The organism is Actinopolymorpha pittospori, from assembly GCF_014873875.1.
In the GTDB taxonomy this organism is placed as follows: Bacteria; Actinomycetota; Actinomycetes; order Propionibacteriales; family Actinopolymorphaceae; genus Actinopolymorpha; species Actinopolymorpha pittospori.
In genome coordinates this window covers 2,504,081-2,519,765 of the sequence record NZ_JADBEM010000001.1, presented here as the reverse complement: position 1 = coordinate 2,519,765, position 15,685 = coordinate 2,504,081, and the positions used below count along the sequence as shown (strand labels likewise).

Below are 15,685 nucleotides of genomic sequence, written 5' to 3'. Positions count from 1 at the left end.
TTGGACGTCCCCTTAGTAGGACTTTGTCATGTCGATCATGGTGGGGCGAGTGCTTCGATGTGGTCGATGGTGACTTCTTGTCGGCAGGTGGGGCATGCGCCGGCGATGAGGGCGAGCACGATTTGTAGCTCGTGTACGACTGCGTACAAGCTCAGGCCGGCGCATCCTGTTTTGGGTCGAGTCTGACCATGGTGCAGAAAGCTTGGGCGATCGCGACGAGTGTGACGTGGCGGTTCCAGCCGGTCCAGGAGCGTCCTTCGAAGTGGTCGAGTCCGAGCCCGGTTTTCAGTTCGCGGTAGTCATGTTCGATCCGCCACCGGATCTTTGCCAGGTCGACGAGCTGATCGATCGGTGTGTCGGCAGGCAGGTTAGAAAGCCAGTAGTCGGTAGGCTCGTTCGCCTCATCGGGCCATTCGACCAGCAGCAGCTTCGCCGGCAAGGTCCCATCGTCTGCGCGAGGGATGTCGCGGTTGGCCGGACGTACCACGAACACCGCGAACTTCGAGGTCATGGCAGCACTCGGATTACCTTTCGTTTTTCTGGTCCCCTGCCGCCACGCCACCTCCTGGTAGGCATCGCGGCCGGCCGCCATGGCGATCTCGCGCAGACTCGATGCCGGCTTCGGGTAGTGGGGCTTGGGACGTCTGCCACGACCACCGTTACGTGGCGGTCTCACCGGCTCCGCTTCGCCGGGGTGGGCGCTGGTGCCGGCTTTGAGTGCGACCACATAGTCCAGACCACGTTCTTCCACGCCGAGCCGGAACCTGGTGCAATCCCCATATCCGGCATCGGCAACGACGGGAAGCCTCGGCGACCCCCATTCGGTCTGCTCATCAAGCATGTCCAGCGCGAGCCGCCACTTCTCGATATGCCTCACGTCGTCAGGGACTTTGGATTCGGCTCGCTTCCGGCGGACCTTCTCGGCCTGCTCGGGATCATCCCAGGCCTTGTCGTCCCAGCTTTCCGGGCAGAACAACCGCCAGTCAACCGCCGCCGAGCAGGTGTCGTTGACCGCGTGAACACTCACCCCGATCTGGCAGTTGGCGGTCTTGCCCAACGTCCCGGAATACTGCCAGGCCACACACGCCGAGGCAGGCCCGTCCTTGGGGAATCCGGTGTCGTCGATCACGTATGCCCGCGGCCCAATCGCCTGCGCAGCCCACGAGCTCAACCTGCGCCGCACCGCGGTGAAATCCCATGTCGAGGAGGTGACGAACTGCTGCAACCGCTGATGATCCACACCCAGCCGCTCCGCCATCGGCTGCATCGACTTACGCCGACCATCAGTCAACAGGCCACGCAGATACAACTCACCCGTGGCACGCTGATCCGAACGCGCAAGACAACCCAGCATGTCGGCTGCGAACTCGCCAAGCCTCGGCCGCAACTCCGCTATCTGATCAGGAGTCATGCACCGACCATGTCAGAACATCAACCACAGAACACGAAACGACACACCTAACAAAGTACTATTAGGAACCGAGCGAGCGAACGAACCGCAGCCGCCCTGAGCCGAGCAGGCAAAGCGACACTCGTCCAGCGACTGCCCAGCAGGCGCCGGCGACTGGCCACGCAACGCGGCTCGCCCGTTCGCATCCCGCATCTTCGCGTCCACGCGAGTCAGCCGTGTCGGCGCGCCCTTCGCCTGGTGGCGGCTGTGTCTGTCGGGTTCGGTGTCAGGGAACCGGAGTCGGTTGAACTGCGTCCGTCGATGGGCCCAGTCGGAGTCGAGGACAGTCGCTGAACGTGGCGAGCGCGGCTGTGTCGCTGTGGTCTGCCGGTCTGAAGGCCATGAACACGACAAGGCAATCCACCTCTTCCTCCCCGTGCAGCACGAGCGCACCCGCACCGGACGGAGAAGGGATAATCCCAAGATCGAGTTCTCGGAGGGGTCCTGTCAGCATGTATCGAAGGCGCACTCCTACGCCACCACACTCACCAAGCCTCACCGGCCAAGCCAGCTGATCGGCCACGGATGGCAAGGGAGCCCCGTGAGTCGACCTTGGTGAACTCACGGGCTCAGGTCGACAGGCTCAGCGTCGATCCCCGGCTGTCACGCAGACTCCTTGCGGAGATAGACCCACTCCTCGCCCGACTTCAACTCCCGTGGCAGGGACGCTGGAACCCACTCCGCTTGTGCCGCAACAGAGACCTCATCCAGGAAGTCCGCCATGACATAGGTCTCCGCCTCTGACACGTTCTCCCGATCCTCCTCGCCTGGATCATCCTCGAAAAGGAACCGGACAACGACGTCGGGATATCTCGCTAGGACGGCCACGCCCCTTAGATTCGGGGTCACGATGTCCCAAAGTCCGCGCTGCACCGACAGCAGGACCGATACACGGAAATCCATCGCCGCCACCCTAACGGACGAGCCGCAACGATGTGAACGCCACGAGATCCGTGGTGCAGGATGCCCACCGTCGTCGGGATCAGCTCGCCCGTATCCCGCTCGGCGGACTGCCCGATCACCTCGCCGAAGTTGATCCGTTCCTTGAACCCCGACTCACCGACCCCGGCTCACCGCGGGCCACATTGCCGAGCGGCGTCCCGGTCCCCGCGCGCTGAACGAACACTCGCGGGTCCCCAGTCAGCGTGCCCTTGCCCGGCAGGACCTTCATCCTCTTCGGCAGGGGCCGGATATCGGATCAGGACTGCGGCAGCAGTCCGACGTCGACCGCAGGCTCTGCGCCGTCACGGACCTCCACCACGGCGCTGAGCCCGCGGGGGTTCCAGTAGTCGCTGATCCTGGTGATGATGTCGGAGTCGGTGGCATCGTCTCCCTGGTCGGGTGTGGTGAATTGGACAGTGCTGCCCGAATCCAGGTAGACCACTACCGTGTACCGGCCCGGCGGCAGGTCGCCCCAGTACCTTCCGGTGAATGTGTTAGTGGAGAGGAGGTCCTGGCCCCACGGCAGCTGGCCCGACTCTGGCACGACGTTGATCTTGCCGACCGAGTCCATGGCGATCGGTTCGTCGGCGTCACGTTGTCCGTCTCGGTCTACATCGAGCCAGACGTGACCAGTGATGGTGCCCTGGGCGACGTAGGCGACGGCGGTCGTAGCGGTGCTGTTTTCCACCGATGCATCAGGGGTGGACGAGGACGCGGTCGCGGTGAAGGACAACGGACCGTCCGGGGTGCCCGCATTGACTTTGAGTTTCATCCGCATGGACATGCCGTGTGTGCCGACATCCCAGAAAGGACGGGTGCATTCGGCGAAGCGGTCGTGCGCTGCGTCGTTGAATCGGCAGGTCCAGTTGGCGTCCTCGCTGCCATCCTGGACCGATACAGGGTGGATGGAGATCGGCTCGACTGTCGCTGGGAGCGGAACTCGGACGCTGACGTTCTCCATTGGGCTGCCGCCATAGATATCGACGGCGGCGGCCAGGTCGAACTCGAAGTTCGCCCTCAACTGCGTGACACCGCCGACCACGCCAATACCGTAGAGGCGGATGTCGCCTGGGGGCGGCACCACGTAGGTGAAGGTGGTGGTACCGCCGTTGTTCGCCAGCGACCGCTCGAGGGTCGAGGTCGACACCGAACCGGTCACCGTCCTGGTATCGCCCACGGTCCCGGCCGGGAAGTAGGGGTAGAGGTTGAAGAAGGCCGACCCGCCAGGTGGGATGTCCCGGTCAGTCTCACAGACCCAGGTCGAGGTGGAAAAGTCACAGTCCCAGGCTGGGTCGGAATCTGTCGAGGCGCCAGGAAAGGCGTCTGGCGGCATCTGGAAGGTGAAACGTGCGCCGTGCGCCGTGGCGGTGCCGATGTTGGTCGCTCGGGCCTGTTCCCAGCCACGCGCGCCGTTGCCGCCCAGGTAGGAGATCTCCCCGCCGCCTCCCTCGAACGAGAAGGCGAGGTCCGGGGTGTGGGCGGACTCGAAGTAGCCCTGCACATCGATCAACAGCCCCGATGCGGCCGAGGAGTAGATGTTGAGCTTCCCGCCAGTCCCCAACGCCAGGATCGCGGTGCCGGTGACGTTGTTGTCCGCCACGTTGTAACTCAGCATCTGAGCAACCGGTTTCGGCTGGCCCGCCGGCCAGCCGATCATGATCCCCCTCGCCGCCGGCTGCACCGCCGTCACCGACACCACGACCGACGTCACCCCAGTGGAGGGAACGACCACGTTGCCGCTCACGTCCTTGGCACCAGAGATCTGAATCGCGCGCGTCTCTCCCGCGGCCAGATCCGTGCTGCTGGTGTAGATCCGGCGTGGGCTGAGCGGCACATACAGATCCCGGCCGCCCTGAGCGGAGTCTAGGTAGTAACCCTCGACATCCACGATCAGACGCATCTGACCCGAGTTCGCCCGCACACTGATCTTCCCGCCCGCGCCAAGCTTCACCTGCGCCAGAGCAGACGCGATCTGCCCAGCCGAGGCCTGCAGCGTCGACACGCCCGGCTGGGAGCCGCCCGAAGGGAACGTCTGCAAGGAGGTGTTGACGGTCGGGTCGTAGACTGTCAGGTTCACCGCGACAGCCGACACCCCACTCGTGGGAACGCCGCCCAGCCCTGTTGCCTGGATGTCGCGGATTTCGCCACCTACCAGCGGGGCGCGCCCAGAAAGGTTGGTGTCGTAGATCCGCCTCGGCGACACCGCCACGAACGTTCCACCCGAGGTGGTGACCGTGGAGTCGGTGAAATACCCCTGCACATCGAAGATCACGTTCACCCGGCCGAACCGGTTGAACACCTCGATGTCACCGCCGGCGCCGATCTTCGCGATGACGGTGTTCGCCTCCATGTTCCCCGCAGTAACCGAAAGCTGGGACACAGTCGGGCGCGACTCACCGGATGGCCAAACCGTCAACCACGTGTCCGTCGAGGCGTCGGTGGCCGTCACCGACAACACCACCGCAGACACCCCCGACAGCGGGACACCAGCCGCACCGGTGATGTGGAAGGTACGGGACGCCGACTCCCCCAACGGCGCCTTCGCGGTCCCCAGACCGCTTCGTGTGTCCACAATCCTGGTCGGCGGCAGCGGCACATACTCCCCACCAGCCGCCTCCGTCCCAGAAGACGCCGACGGAGCACCCGCCTGAACCCCAGTCTCAGAGACCCCAGCCCTCGCACGCTTCGACGTCACCACTTGGGACGGCGCGCCCGCCCTCGCGGCTCCGCCGCTGTAGACGGACCCACCGGAACGCACTGACGCGCCCGCCTGAGCCGAAGCCGTCGTACCGGCCCACGCCGAAACCGACCCCGGCGGCACCAGCAACCCCAGCAACAACCCCAGCGCAGACGTCACCACCAGCATCCGCCGCGGCAACGACCACGGCCTCCGCACCGTGGCGGCACCGCCGAACCGGGCACTTCGAGCACGACGAACCCAGGCAGACATACGACTCCCCACCCCAACCGAAGGCACGCGAACCGGAGAAGGCCCGGGTGGAGTAACGGCGCCCGAGCTGATTTGGTTACGCGGCGTCTCGGTGTCCGAGTCTGGACACGACTCGAGTGCCCGAATCCGCGTCTGACATGAGGAGGGGGAGGTGCACGGACCGCTTGTAGACCACGCCTCGCCCAACAGGGCAACCCCGGCTGGACGCCTGACTTGCTCGCCAGCCGCCGGACCTCACCCGAGGTACCGTCCGGCGAGCCGACCGTGATACCCACCCTCAGCAGGTTCCCGAATTGCTGGAGGCGCTGTGCCATTGCTCCATGAGTTCGCGACGTGGGAACCGTTGCTGAGGCTTTTGCGGGCGGGCAACGCGCAGAGTCTCGCTGCCCCGGGCGGCCACCTGGCGAGACGGATCGACCGCGGCGGCGGGTGGAGCCTGCCTCTGCCGCCGCGGTTCCCTCCCCCAGAGCGAGCTCTCTACGTCGAGCACATGCAGGCCAGGCGTGACGCAGCGAGTGCAGAGCGCGCTCGCGACAGTCGGTGTTGACGGCATCTCGTTCGTTGCGGAGATGTGGCCGACCAGGCGGGTAGTGCTCTGCCTGCTCACGGTCACACCCCTATCGCTCACGTTTCCGTAGATCAGAGCAGGTCGAGCGACAGAGTGACAGGTGACATTCAGACAGGCAGGCGCCGACTGTCACACACGTCCTGTGCCACAGAAGCCGGCGACCGCCGACGTGCGCCACCGACGCGGCGCATGGCCCCGGGTCTTGCGGCGGCGACGGACCAAGCAGAGACGAACATGACCACGCGGACCCGTCCGGAGCCCCGGGCCTATAGTCTCCGCAATGACCATTGGCCGGTTCTCGGGCGCGCTGTGCACGTTGTCGCTGTTGTTCATCACCGGACTCACACTGACCGGTTGCGGCAGCGACGCCGCCCGTCCCGACGCTCACCAGCCAGCCCCCACGGCATCGGCATCGGCATCAGTCGAGCCGGTGGAAGGCGGTCCGAGCAGCCCAGACGCCCAGGTGATCAAGGTCGAGAAGTACGGAATCTCCTTCGAGCTTCCGAAGGGCTGGACGACGCTCAATCTCAAGAACGTGGTGGACTCCTCCAACCCTGTGGTCAAGGAGATCGCTGGCCGGATGGGCACTACACCTGAGCAGTTCTTGAAGACCGTGGGTTCGTCTCTCCAAACTTTCTCGGTCACCGACCAGGGGGCCGTTGAGGGGTTCTTGGACAACGTCAACAGTGTTGGGATGCCGGGGAACTTCAACGACGACCAGCTCAAGCTGCAGCTCGCTACTCTTGGCGGCAGCATCGGAGAATTCGAGCACGTGTCCAGCCCTGCTGGAGAGGTTACCCGCGTGCCATACACGGTTACGATCAAGACTGTCAACGTTGAGGCTCACGAGGTGATGCTCGTGGTTGATGTAGGTGACGCCGGTGTGGCGATCGCCGTTGCCTCACACTCCGCGGCCGAGGCAGAGGCACGCGCCGATCAGATCCAGGCATCACTCAAGCCGATCAACTCACCCGGTGCCTGACCAGTGCGTCGAAGCATGCCCGGTACACTGGCTCCGGAATCGACGCTGGTGAGCGTCACGACCTCCACGCGGCTAACATCCATGAGTTGCAGGGGCGCAGACGAACGTCCTCAGACCCAAAATCCGGGGCGGGCCATCCATGGGGGTCCAATGGCGACTCGGCGCAGGCTCAGTTCATTGCAGTTCGGTCCCCCGCCGTCCATGATCGTCCAGCTCTTCTGTTAGCAATCGCGTTAGCAACGAGGGACGCATTAGGAGCGGGTTCTCGTGCTCCGGTCGCCGCCTCGTCCCCGCTGCCGCCGAGCGTGGATCGATGCGGGCGTTGATCATCGACGGCTGGTGAGGGACATTCGGGGGCACGTCAGGGGCATCGTCGCCCGGATGATTGTTCTTGTCGGCCAGCCGGCAGAGTCGCCAACCTGTCTTGGCTGTCTGGAAGGCTTCGTGCATGGCCGTCACGTTGCAGCTTAAAGGTTGTCCCGTAATTGATCTTTGGGGGCGTTGAGCCTGTCTGGGTTGGTGGTTCAGTCGGTGGTGAGGGTGAGGTTGCGCATGAGGGCGATGCCGCTGGCCGCGTAGTAGACGCCTTGGCGTTTGCGTCGGCAGTTGCGCAGGATGTTGTAGTTCTTCATGCCGGCCAGGGCGTGTTCGGCTCGGGCGCGGATGCGGCGGTGGCGGGTGTTGATCTGTTCTTTCCATTCCGGCAACGTGGCGCCGGCTGGTTTGCGGAACGGTGTGATGACCCGGGTGCCTTGGTAGCCGCCATCGCCCATCACCGCCATCTGCGCGCAGGCCGCATCGGCGCCGGAGTCGGCGAAGGCGCGGCAGTCGTTGCGGTTGCCCGGCACCGGTTTGCCGACCGCGACCGTCAGGCGGGTGTCGGCGTCGATGACGACCTGCAGGTTGGTGGAGTACCGGTAGTTCTTCGACGACGCCGCGATGCTGCGGTCATGGGTGGGGACCAGGGTGCCGTCCACGATCAGCACCTGCTCCGGCCCCCGGCGGCGCCGCACTGATGAGAGCACCAGATAGGGGGCGAGATGGTCGACGACCCGGCCTGCCGCGGACTTGGAGATCCCGAACAGCAACGCCACCTGCCGCAACGTCAGGTTCGTGCGGTAGTACACCGCGACCAGCAACACCCGGTCCTCAAGTCCCAGACCCCACCGGCGGCCCGCTCCCCTCTGCTCGGCGCCACGAGCCCGCACGATGCCCACCAGCTTGCGGAACTCCCGCACCGACAACCCCGTAAACGGTCGGATCCAGCCATCGGAGGCGGCACTGATCACCTGCACCACGACATGATCGAGGCTGAAGACCGGCCACATGGCCTGACACGCCGATTACGGGACAACCTTTAAGAACCCGCGCGACGCCAGGGGGTCAAACTTCAGCCGTCGTTGACAACAGGAAACCCATCGACCGAAGAGGCCGGGAACTCCTATGTCAGGGCGTGTCCCGGCCTCTACTTGCGTGGGCTATAGCGCCAGGACGTCAGGAAGACACGGCGCCAGGGCGCTCTACTTTCGTCACCTCCGCGCTGGATGATCGCGGAGGTAGAGCACCAGGGCCGCCGCAAACGCCAGGTCTCCGGCCGCCACTACCCCAACCGCTGCCCCCCCGAGAGGGATGACGCGGATGGCGGTGTGCCCGGCGGGGGTGGAGATCCGGTGGAGGGTGAGGGTGACGCGGCCGCGTCGGCGAGGTGCGCGGCACAGGTAGGAGGCGCCGGTTGTGTCGCCTCGTCCAGCGTCGTGCAGGCCCGTCGTGCCGGCTCCGGACGCCTGTCCAGGCGTGACCTTCGCGGTCTGGAATCAGGTTGGTCCAACTGGTACGATCCGCTGCATCGGTGGCGTGCGTTTCAGAGCAGTCGGCCAGAGTGCCACGGGGCTGGCGGAGGCACCGAACAGCCCTTCACTGAAGAGGTCGGGTAGGTGAAGCGATGCGCGGGCGAGGTTCACGGGGAGTGGTGAACGGCTTGTCGGAGTGCACGTCTCGGCGGGAGTTCCTGAAGGCGGCGGGTGCCCTTGGCGCGGCACTGGGCGCCGGCGTCTTCGCGAGCTCCTGTAGCGGCGGTCTCGGGGGCTCCTCCGACGTGACCCTGTCGGTGAGCACCGAGGGGCCGTACGGACCAATGCCGACCAAGGAAGAGCGGAAGGCGTCCGTCGGAGACGAGGCGTACGCCCAGGCACTGCAGGCCTGGCTCGACAAGAATCCGGGCGTCTCGCTCAAGAGGGTCGCGGTTGACATCTGGGACCAGGAGACGATGACCACCGCCCTCGCTGGTGGCACGGCGCCCGCGGCGTTCGTCAGCAACGTGATCGGTGGCTGGGGCGACGCCGGCATCCGCTCGGCGTTCCTGCAGGGACTCGCGGCCGACGTCACCGAGCTGGTCAAAGACAGCAAGCTCATCGGACGGTTGGCCGACTATGCCAAGCCGCTCTGGGAGCAGACCTGGACCGTCAACGGCAGCTACTACGCCGGGCCGTCCTCCTACAACGTAGGAGACGGGATCCACTACCGCCGCGACCTCATCGAGGAACTCGGCCTCAAGCTACCCACGCCTGACTGGACCTGGGCCGATGTCCGGGAGCTCGCCGCCGGGATGACCGAGGGCAAGCGCAAGGGGATTGCGCTGCAGGATTGGGGGCTGGAAAACATTGTCTCAGCCGAAGGATTCGGCCTGCTCACCACGCTTCCGGCGCCTGACACTTCCTGGAACTGGCGTTGGGACTACGCGGCCAACGTCGACTACTGGGCGCAGATCATCGGCGAGATGCGGGCGATGCGGTTCGACGACAAGTCGGTGCTGGCCGACATTGCGTTCGGCGACGGCGAGATCTGGAACGCCTTCATCCGCGGTGAGGCCTGCATGCACCTCAACAACGTCGTCTACTACACCTCCTCGCCCACATCCGACACCACCCACATGACGTTGGCGAAAAACCTCGAGAAGCCGCTGGAAGAAGTGGTCGGCTGGATGCCGCTCCCGATGGGGCGTAACGGTTACGGCGCCTCCGGGGTGTCGCAGGGGCAGATCGACTCGGTGTCGTTCAGTCCAGATCTGGACGACGACGAGCTCGCTGCGGCCTTCGACCTCTATCTGTTCATGGTCGGGGAGGGCTTCGTCAGCCAGACGAACTTTCTGTACGACAAGACCAATGACCTCAAGCAGGTCTACAGCTCCGCCAACATCACGCCGGTACTCAGGGATTCGCTCGAGAACATGCCGGGTTCGCCGGACGAGGCGTGGGGCAAGGAGTTCATGGATACCATCCGGGCGGCGACCGCGCATCCCCTCATCCCCGTCACCGCGTGGTACATCCCCGCCGAGGACCAGACCGGACCGACGTCCGAGGCCATCGACGACGCGTTCTCGAAGTGGTTTTTCGAGCCCGGCCGGGCCGATGCCGCCGGTGACCTGCGGCGTACCGAGGAGGTCCGTAACAGCCAAACGGTCGGCTTCACGTCGAGCGTTCCGGACGAGGAGTTCGTCACGGACGCCCGGAAGTACTACGAGGCACACGAGAGGTTCTGGCGGACCCACTCGCCGACGTTCTACGAGGAGGCTTTCCGCGACTGGTACGAGCAGAAGGTCCTCCCAGCCCTCGACGCCTGAGCGTACGCCGAACTGAGAGGATGAGCGGGTCGACGCGGGCGAGTTTGCGTATCTCGGCGTCCCCCGGCTCCACGCGCACTGAGACGTCGCCCCCAGCGGCTGCCGCGGTCAGGTGGTCGGTCAACGTCTGGACATCGACCAGCTCCGGGTCGACGACGACAACCACCGTACGTGTCGCGTCCTCATAGGCCGTGCCGATGTATCCGCGCGCCAACGGTTTGGTCTTGTAGTCCAAGGTATCCCTACCGAACTCCTGCCTGATGACGAAGCTAGCCGCGGCGGCCAGTCAGGACCCGGACAACCAAGTCGGATCAGGGACAAAACAGGGACTCGCGAGTCGGAGGCGCCCAAGACGACCAGCTTGGAAGGCTGGCGGGCGTGCCTGGTGGGGGCTCGTGTCCGCCTGATGGTTACCTCTAAGAGACCGCTCGTGACCGGCACGTGCCTTGTCTAATTGCACGCGGGTTGCACGATGCGTCGGCCGGTAGGGTGTCTAGCGTGCTTCGGCCGCCCGGACGAAGGCATCGGGACTCATCGGACCGTCGGAGTCGTTACGAACTTGCCGTAGCGAGTCGATTTCCAGCCGGGACAGCCGGAGTATCTCGCTCGGGCTAAACGGCCCATCGACTGGCGCCCGCAATATCGTGTCGCGAAAGGCACGGACGTCTGTCCGTGCGAGTTCAACGATCTGATCAGGATCGAACGGGCCATCCACCGGCAGTCCACTGACAGCATCGGCATCTAGAGCACGGTTGTTGAGCTCGGCGATCTGTTCCGGTGACAGCGAGCCCGCTACCGGTAGCCCGTCCATGTGCGACACGCGAGTCCCCTCTCGAACGGCATCACAGACAAGTCCAGCTCGCCATAGTGTGGGCCACGCCACTCGCGCCGTCTAGATTCGCTCCGGAGGGCTTCTCTCTCCGTCGGTCGGACAGCTTGTCCGCACCCGTGTTCTGTGCAGGGCCGCCGGGCTCGCTCGTCGACCGCTTGCGGCTTGGCCTAATGGCACGCCGCTGCAGCGCACCCGGCACCGCGCACGGCTGCTGGCGTGGCGACCTGGCCGTCGTCGTGCCTGGTAGCCAACCAAACTTCCCCGTCGTCCTCGCAACCAGCAAGATTGAAGGTCGTAGCGGAGCGGGTCAGGAGTCGGCGGAGCCGATCACGTGTGACGCCGAAGGCGCTCTTGACGCGCGCAGCGGAGGCCGGAGACTGGCCTGCGAGGAGGGCGGGGCCGAGACGTTCGTGGGTGGCCTCAGCCCGCGCCCACCTGGGTTTGACCCATCGGGTGGGCGGGGCTCGGCGCACACTTGAGTCATGGATCGGCCGGAACGGGGGGAGCCTGCGTCCTCGCCGGCTGGCTGTCGCCGCTACGACAGCGGGCGCCTGGTGGTCGTGCCCGCACCGGCCGGAACCCTGCCGCAGGTCTCCGCGGAACAGGCGATCGCGCAGGCGCAGGGCGTCTGGGATAGCCCTGGTCAGCCCGAGACCGAGCTGATGATCGCGAACGGCGGTGTCCTTGCCGACGAGGACCACCCCACGACCAGCGGCGGCTACGAACTCACGGATCGACTCGTCTGGGCGCTGACCTGGCGGGACGTGCCCGGCGTGATCCGCGGCCCGCGCAAGTCACGGGAGCGGGACCAGGAGATACACCGCCGGACACTGTTCACCGATACCGTCATCGTGGATGCGACGACCGGCCAGGTGCTCTATTCGGCCGAACATGGCGAGCGGCGTGCCGAGTGAGTCTCCGCCCGGTGAGCCCGAGGACGGCGCGCTAGCGCCGCCCGCAGGGCGGCCGGGCGGTTGCGCCGCGTCAGCGGCGCTCTTGACCTCAAGAGAGGTCGGTTCGGCAACACCCGATTACAAGCAGGCTTACGACCTGCCAGCCGGGTCCATGATCGTCCATCCTGCGCGGGACTTCCGGGTGCGAACGGCCCGCACGAGCGATAGCTGCCCATGATCGTCCAGGCCTCGTGTTAGCAAGGGCGTTAGCAGGAGCGGCGCATTACGAGTGGGTTCTCTGCGCAGTTCGCCGCTTCGTCCCGCTGCCGCTGAGCGGGCATCAATGCTGGCGAGCCATGATCATTGACAGCTGGTGAGGGTCGTTCGGGGGTATCTCAGGCGCACGTCCTGAAGCGCCCCGGGTCTGGTGGAGGCTCTCAATCCATGGAGGATGAGAGTCATGGCGGCACCGAGGAAGTACGGCGACGAGCTGCGTGAGCGGGCCACCCGGATGGCGGTGGAGGCGCGTAAGGACCCGGCGAGTCGGCCGGGTGCGATCGCTCGGATCGCGGAGCAGTTGGGGATGCATCCGGAGACGTTGCGTGGATGGGTGCGCCAAGCCGAGATCGACGGCGGGGTCCGGCCCGGCACGAGCAGCGACGAGTCCAAGCGGATCGCGGACCTGGAGCGAGAGAACCGTGAGCTGAAGCGAGCCAATGAGATCCTGCGAACGGCGTCGGCGTTTTTCGCGGCCGCGGAGCTCGACCGCAAGATCAAGTAAGCGTGCCGACAGCGGTGCTGGTCGACTACATCGACGCCCACCGCGACAGGTTCGGGGTCGAGCCGATCTGTGAAGTCCTGTCCTCTGGCGGGACCAAGATTGCCCCGAGCACCTACTACGCAGCCAAGACCAGACCGGCCTCGGCCAGAGCGATCCGAGACGCCGAACTGGTGCCCGTGATCCGTCAGGTCCACACCGACAACCTCGGTGTCTACGGCGCCCGCAAGGTCCACGCCGAGGTCAACCGGCAGGGCACCCTGGTCGCCCGGTGCACCGTCGAACGCCTGATGAAAGCCGAGGGGCTGGCCGGGATCAGGCGGGACAAGACCCGCAAGACCACGCTGAGCGAGGGCGCCGAGACCAAGCGTCCCGAGGATCTGGTCAAGCGTCAGTTCCTCGCCCAGGCTCCCAACCAGCTCTGGGTGGCGGACCTGACCTATGTCCGCACCCACTCGGGCTGGGTCTACGCCGCGTTCGTGCTCGACGTGTTCTCCCGCATGGTCCTGGGGTGGCAGGTGTCTACCTCACTGCGCACCGACCTGGCCCTGGATGGGCTCGACATGGGTCTGTGGGCCCGGCAGCGAGCCGGGCAGGACGTCACCGGGCTCACCCACCATTCAGACCGCGGAGTTCAATATCGAGCCATCCGCTACACCCAGCGGCTGGCCGAGGCCGAGGCCGTCGCCTCGGTTGGTTCCAAGGGCGATTCGTATGACAACGCGATGGCTGAGGCGTTCAACTCGCTGTTCAAGGCCGAGTGCATCCGCAACCCGGCCATGCGCCCCAGCGGGGGCTGGAAGTCCGTCGGTGACGTCGAGATCGCCGTCGCCGAGTACATCGACTGGTTCAACCACCGACGCCTCCACGGCGAGATCGGACTGATCCCGCCGGCAGAGTTCGAGGCCAACCACTGGGCCAGCCTCACGACCGAGCACTACCCTGAAACACCCGTCCCCGCAGCGGTCGGATCCAAGTAACCGAGTCTCCACGAAACCCGGGGCGCTTCATCCGGCAGGACAGCTGCCCGCCGGGGAGACAGGATTTGAGGTGAGTGACAGACTGCTGACGTGGACAGCGCAGCATGGGACGAGATTCTTGCGGCGGCGCAGGCGGCGCGCTATCCGGTTGAGATGCTGGCCCCAGACGCTGATCGCGCGGAGTCGTGCTTGGCGAATCTGGGCATCACGGTGAGGTCGTGGTTGGGGGCAGTCATCACTCATACGGGCGGGATCTGTGTCGATCATGGATGGCTGCGAGTGCTTGGCAGTGGCGGGACGGACCTCCCTGACGTGGCGACTGATGCAGATCCAGCGTCGCGGGGCCTCGTTATCGGGTTCGACGTACTCGGCGGCCAGTTCGCTTGGGTGCCGGCCGAACCCGGAGCGCCTCCGACAGTCCATTACTTCGCACCCGACACACTTGATTGGCTGGACTTGGAGCAGGGGTATGCCGCCTGGCTGCACGCTGTCCTCACCGGCTCCCTGACGCAGTTCTACGACGCGCTCCGCTGGCCCGGTTGGGAGACGGAAGTGGCCGCGCTGGGCCTCTCCGAAGGAATACATACCTGGCCACCGCCCTCAACCGTCCAAGGTCAGGACCTTGCGAATGCCTCTCGGAAGGCCGTTCCTATGGCCGAGCTGATCTACTTCCATCACGAGCTGGCGAAGCAACTGAGTTGAGTGACCATGCGGACTGCGGTCGACGATGACCTGCGGCATGCATCAAAGCCGGTGTAGGCGTCTCGCGGAAGCCAGCCCGCTCGTTCCCGTGGCCGTGTGTCCTATCACGCGTCCAAGGACGAAGGTTATGACCAGCTTGGAAGATGTCGAAACGGTCCGGGTGTGGTCGTGCTCCCGCTAGCCTCGTTCACCCGGCCTAATGGCCCGGTAGTTGCCCACGGGCGTCGTCTGCCATGATGCCCGGGTGGCGACGTTGCTGGGTGACAAGCTCAGGTTCGCCGCCGAGGTCGGCGGCTGGGACAGTCCGGAGCTTCGTCGAGTAGACCTGTGGGCCGCCGGCCAGTGGTTGACCTGTGACGACAACACGGCGTTCGTCCCCCAGTTCCGAAGCTCTGTAAGTGACACCGCTGCCTGGGTGCGGTCCGGCCAGGGTTCATCTCCGCCTTTCGCCGGCCTACCTCTCGTAGCCACACATCGGCGGCTGCTCGCTGGGTCTGGGAACGAAGTTGAGGATGACGAGCTGCGCCAGCAGTTCTGGCTCTTCCACCATTGGGGACCCACGACCGACAACCTGTTGGCCTTCCTCTTCCGCGACGGGACTCGCCTGGTGATCACATTCCAGTTTTGGCGGGATGAGCACCTGGTGAAGCATCCCGAGCATGCGGGAGCGGTCTTCGTGGTCGAGATGGAGGCTGTGGAGTTCGCCGCGACCCTCGACGATCTCGCCGCCATTCTGGACCGTGGGCCTGGCACACCTCTGATTGGGTGACTGGACGATGACACGCGCGATGCTCATTGGCCGGATTCTCTGAAGGCGGGCCGGTCGGCCAAGACACACGGATCAACCCCTGCCTTGCAAAGGCATCTCCGTCGGTCAGGCTGCGCTGAACGTGGACCGTCGCGGCGTCCGAGGCCGACCGTCCTGCCTGTGGTTGACCATTGGGGACCATGAACGGCCCTGGCTTGGGGCACGCGAAGGGCACGCCGAC

The 15,685-nt window shown here is 65.4% G+C and carries 12 protein-coding genes and 1 pseudogene; 7 read left to right on the top strand and 6 right to left on the bottom strand.

The features are described 5' to 3' along the window. Window positions 1–151: 151 nt before the first annotated feature. From HEB94_RS11940 to HEB94_RS11925, 4 genes and pseudogenes are all read right to left on the bottom strand, one after another. Entirely contained in the window at window positions 152–1,411 is a 1,260-nt protein-coding gene (locus HEB94_RS11940) for an IS701 family transposase (RefSeq protein WP_192749958.1), read from the bottom strand. A gap of 642 nt (window positions 1,412–2,053) precedes the next feature. After that, entirely contained in the window at window positions 2,054–2,353 is a 300-nt protein-coding gene (locus tag HEB94_RS11935; RefSeq protein WP_192757194.1) for a MafI2 family immunity protein, read from the bottom strand. Continuing rightward, window positions 2,296–2,493, bottom strand: a pseudogene (locus HEB94_RS54525) (polymorphic toxin type 50 domain-containing protein); the annotation flags it as partial. The gene HEB94_RS11935 and the pseudogene HEB94_RS54525, both read right to left, overlap by 58 nt. 155 nt (window positions 2,494–2,648) lie before the next feature. Continuing rightward, window positions 2,649–4,742, bottom strand: coding sequence for an SdrD B-like domain-containing protein (locus HEB94_RS11925; RefSeq protein WP_192749956.1), 2,094 nt, complete (start codon window positions 4,740–4,742; stop codon window positions 2,649–2,651). A 70-nt stretch (window positions 4,743–4,812) separates the two neighbouring features. Between HEB94_RS11925 and HEB94_RS11920 the strand changes: the two genes are divergently transcribed. Next, window positions 4,813–5,043 carry a hypothetical protein gene (locus HEB94_RS11920; protein ID WP_192749955.1) on the top strand — a complete coding sequence of 77 codons (231 nt, stop codon included), beginning with the start codon at window positions 4,813–4,815 and terminating at the stop codon, window positions 5,041–5,043. A gap of 1,147 nt (window positions 5,044–6,190) precedes the next feature. Then, window positions 6,191–6,892 (top strand): hypothetical protein, encoded by a 702-nt coding sequence (locus tag HEB94_RS11915; protein ID WP_192749954.1) that lies wholly within the window; start codon window positions 6,191–6,193, stop codon window positions 6,890–6,892. Between the two features lie 524 nt (window positions 6,893–7,416). Here the strand turns inward: HEB94_RS11915 and HEB94_RS11910 are convergent. Beyond that, on the bottom strand, window positions 7,417–8,190 hold the full coding sequence (locus HEB94_RS11910; RefSeq protein ID WP_192749953.1) for a transposase: 774 nt from the start codon (window positions 8,188–8,190) through the stop codon (window positions 7,417–7,419). Between the two features lie 671 nt (window positions 8,191–8,861). Between HEB94_RS11910 and HEB94_RS11905 the strand changes: the two genes are divergently transcribed. Then, window positions 8,862–10,511, top strand: coding sequence for a twin-arginine translocation signal domain-containing protein (locus tag HEB94_RS11905; RefSeq protein WP_192749952.1), 1,650 nt, complete (start codon window positions 8,862–8,864; stop codon window positions 10,509–10,511). A gap of 493 nt (window positions 10,512–11,004) precedes the next feature. On the opposite strand, the gene HEB94_RS11900 is transcribed toward HEB94_RS11905, so the two are convergent. Then, window positions 11,005–11,322 carry a hypothetical protein gene (locus HEB94_RS11900; protein WP_192749951.1) on the bottom strand — a complete coding sequence of 106 codons (318 nt, stop codon included), beginning with the start codon at window positions 11,320–11,322 and terminating at the stop codon, window positions 11,005–11,007. Window positions 11,323–11,825: 503 nt separating this feature from the next. On the opposite strand from HEB94_RS11900, the gene HEB94_RS11895 reads away from it, so the two are divergent. From HEB94_RS11895 to HEB94_RS11880, 4 genes are all read left to right on the top strand, one after another. Then, window positions 11,826–12,257, top strand: a complete 432-nt coding sequence (locus HEB94_RS11895; protein ID WP_192749950.1) for a hypothetical protein — start codon at window positions 11,826–11,828, stop codon at window positions 12,255–12,257. 439 nt (window positions 12,258–12,696) lie between these two features. Further along, window positions 12,697–13,994 (top strand): IS3 family transposase gene (locus HEB94_RS11890; protein ID WP_420481508.1). Its coding sequence is split into 2 segments (ribosomal slippage): window positions 12,697–12,991 and window positions 12,991–13,994, totalling 1,299 coding nucleotides; the frame shifts between segments, so codons are not numbered across the junction. 90 nt (window positions 13,995–14,084) lie between these two features. Continuing rightward, complete coding sequence (locus HEB94_RS11885; protein ID WP_192749949.1) at window positions 14,085–14,696, top strand: DUF2625 family protein; 612 nt, start codon at window positions 14,085–14,087, stop codon at window positions 14,694–14,696. 244 nt (window positions 14,697–14,940) lie between these two features. Continuing rightward, window positions 14,941–15,465: a hypothetical protein gene (locus HEB94_RS11880; protein WP_192749948.1), complete on the top strand. Its 525-nt coding sequence runs from the start codon at window positions 14,941–14,943 to the stop codon at window positions 15,463–15,465. Window positions 15,466–15,685 lie beyond the last annotated feature (220 nt).

Excerpts from the sequence above, each read along its gene's own strand:
- HEB94_RS11915 (WP_192749954.1), top strand. The coding sequence starts at position 6,191 with ATGACCATTGGCCGGTTCTCGGGCGCGCTGTGCACGTTGTCGCTGTTG.
- HEB94_RS11895 (WP_192749950.1), top strand. The coding sequence starts at position 11,826 with ATGGATCGGCCGGAACGGGGGGAGCCTGCGTCCTCGCCGGCTGGCTGT.
- HEB94_RS11935 (WP_192757194.1), bottom strand. The coding sequence starts at position 2,353 with ATGGATTTCCGTGTATCGGTCCTGCTGTCGGTGCAGCGCGGACTTTGG.
- HEB94_RS11900 (WP_192749951.1), bottom strand. The coding sequence starts at position 11,322 with ATGGACGGGCTACCGGTAGCGGGCTCGCTGTCACCGGAACAGATCGCC.
- HEB94_RS11925 (WP_192749956.1), bottom strand. The coding sequence starts at position 4,742 with ATGGAGGCGAACACCGTCATCGCGAAGATCGGCGCCGGCGGTGACATC.
- HEB94_RS11940 (WP_192749958.1), bottom strand. The coding sequence starts at position 1,411 with ATGACTCCTGATCAGATAGCGGAGTTGCGGCCGAGGCTTGGCGAGTTC.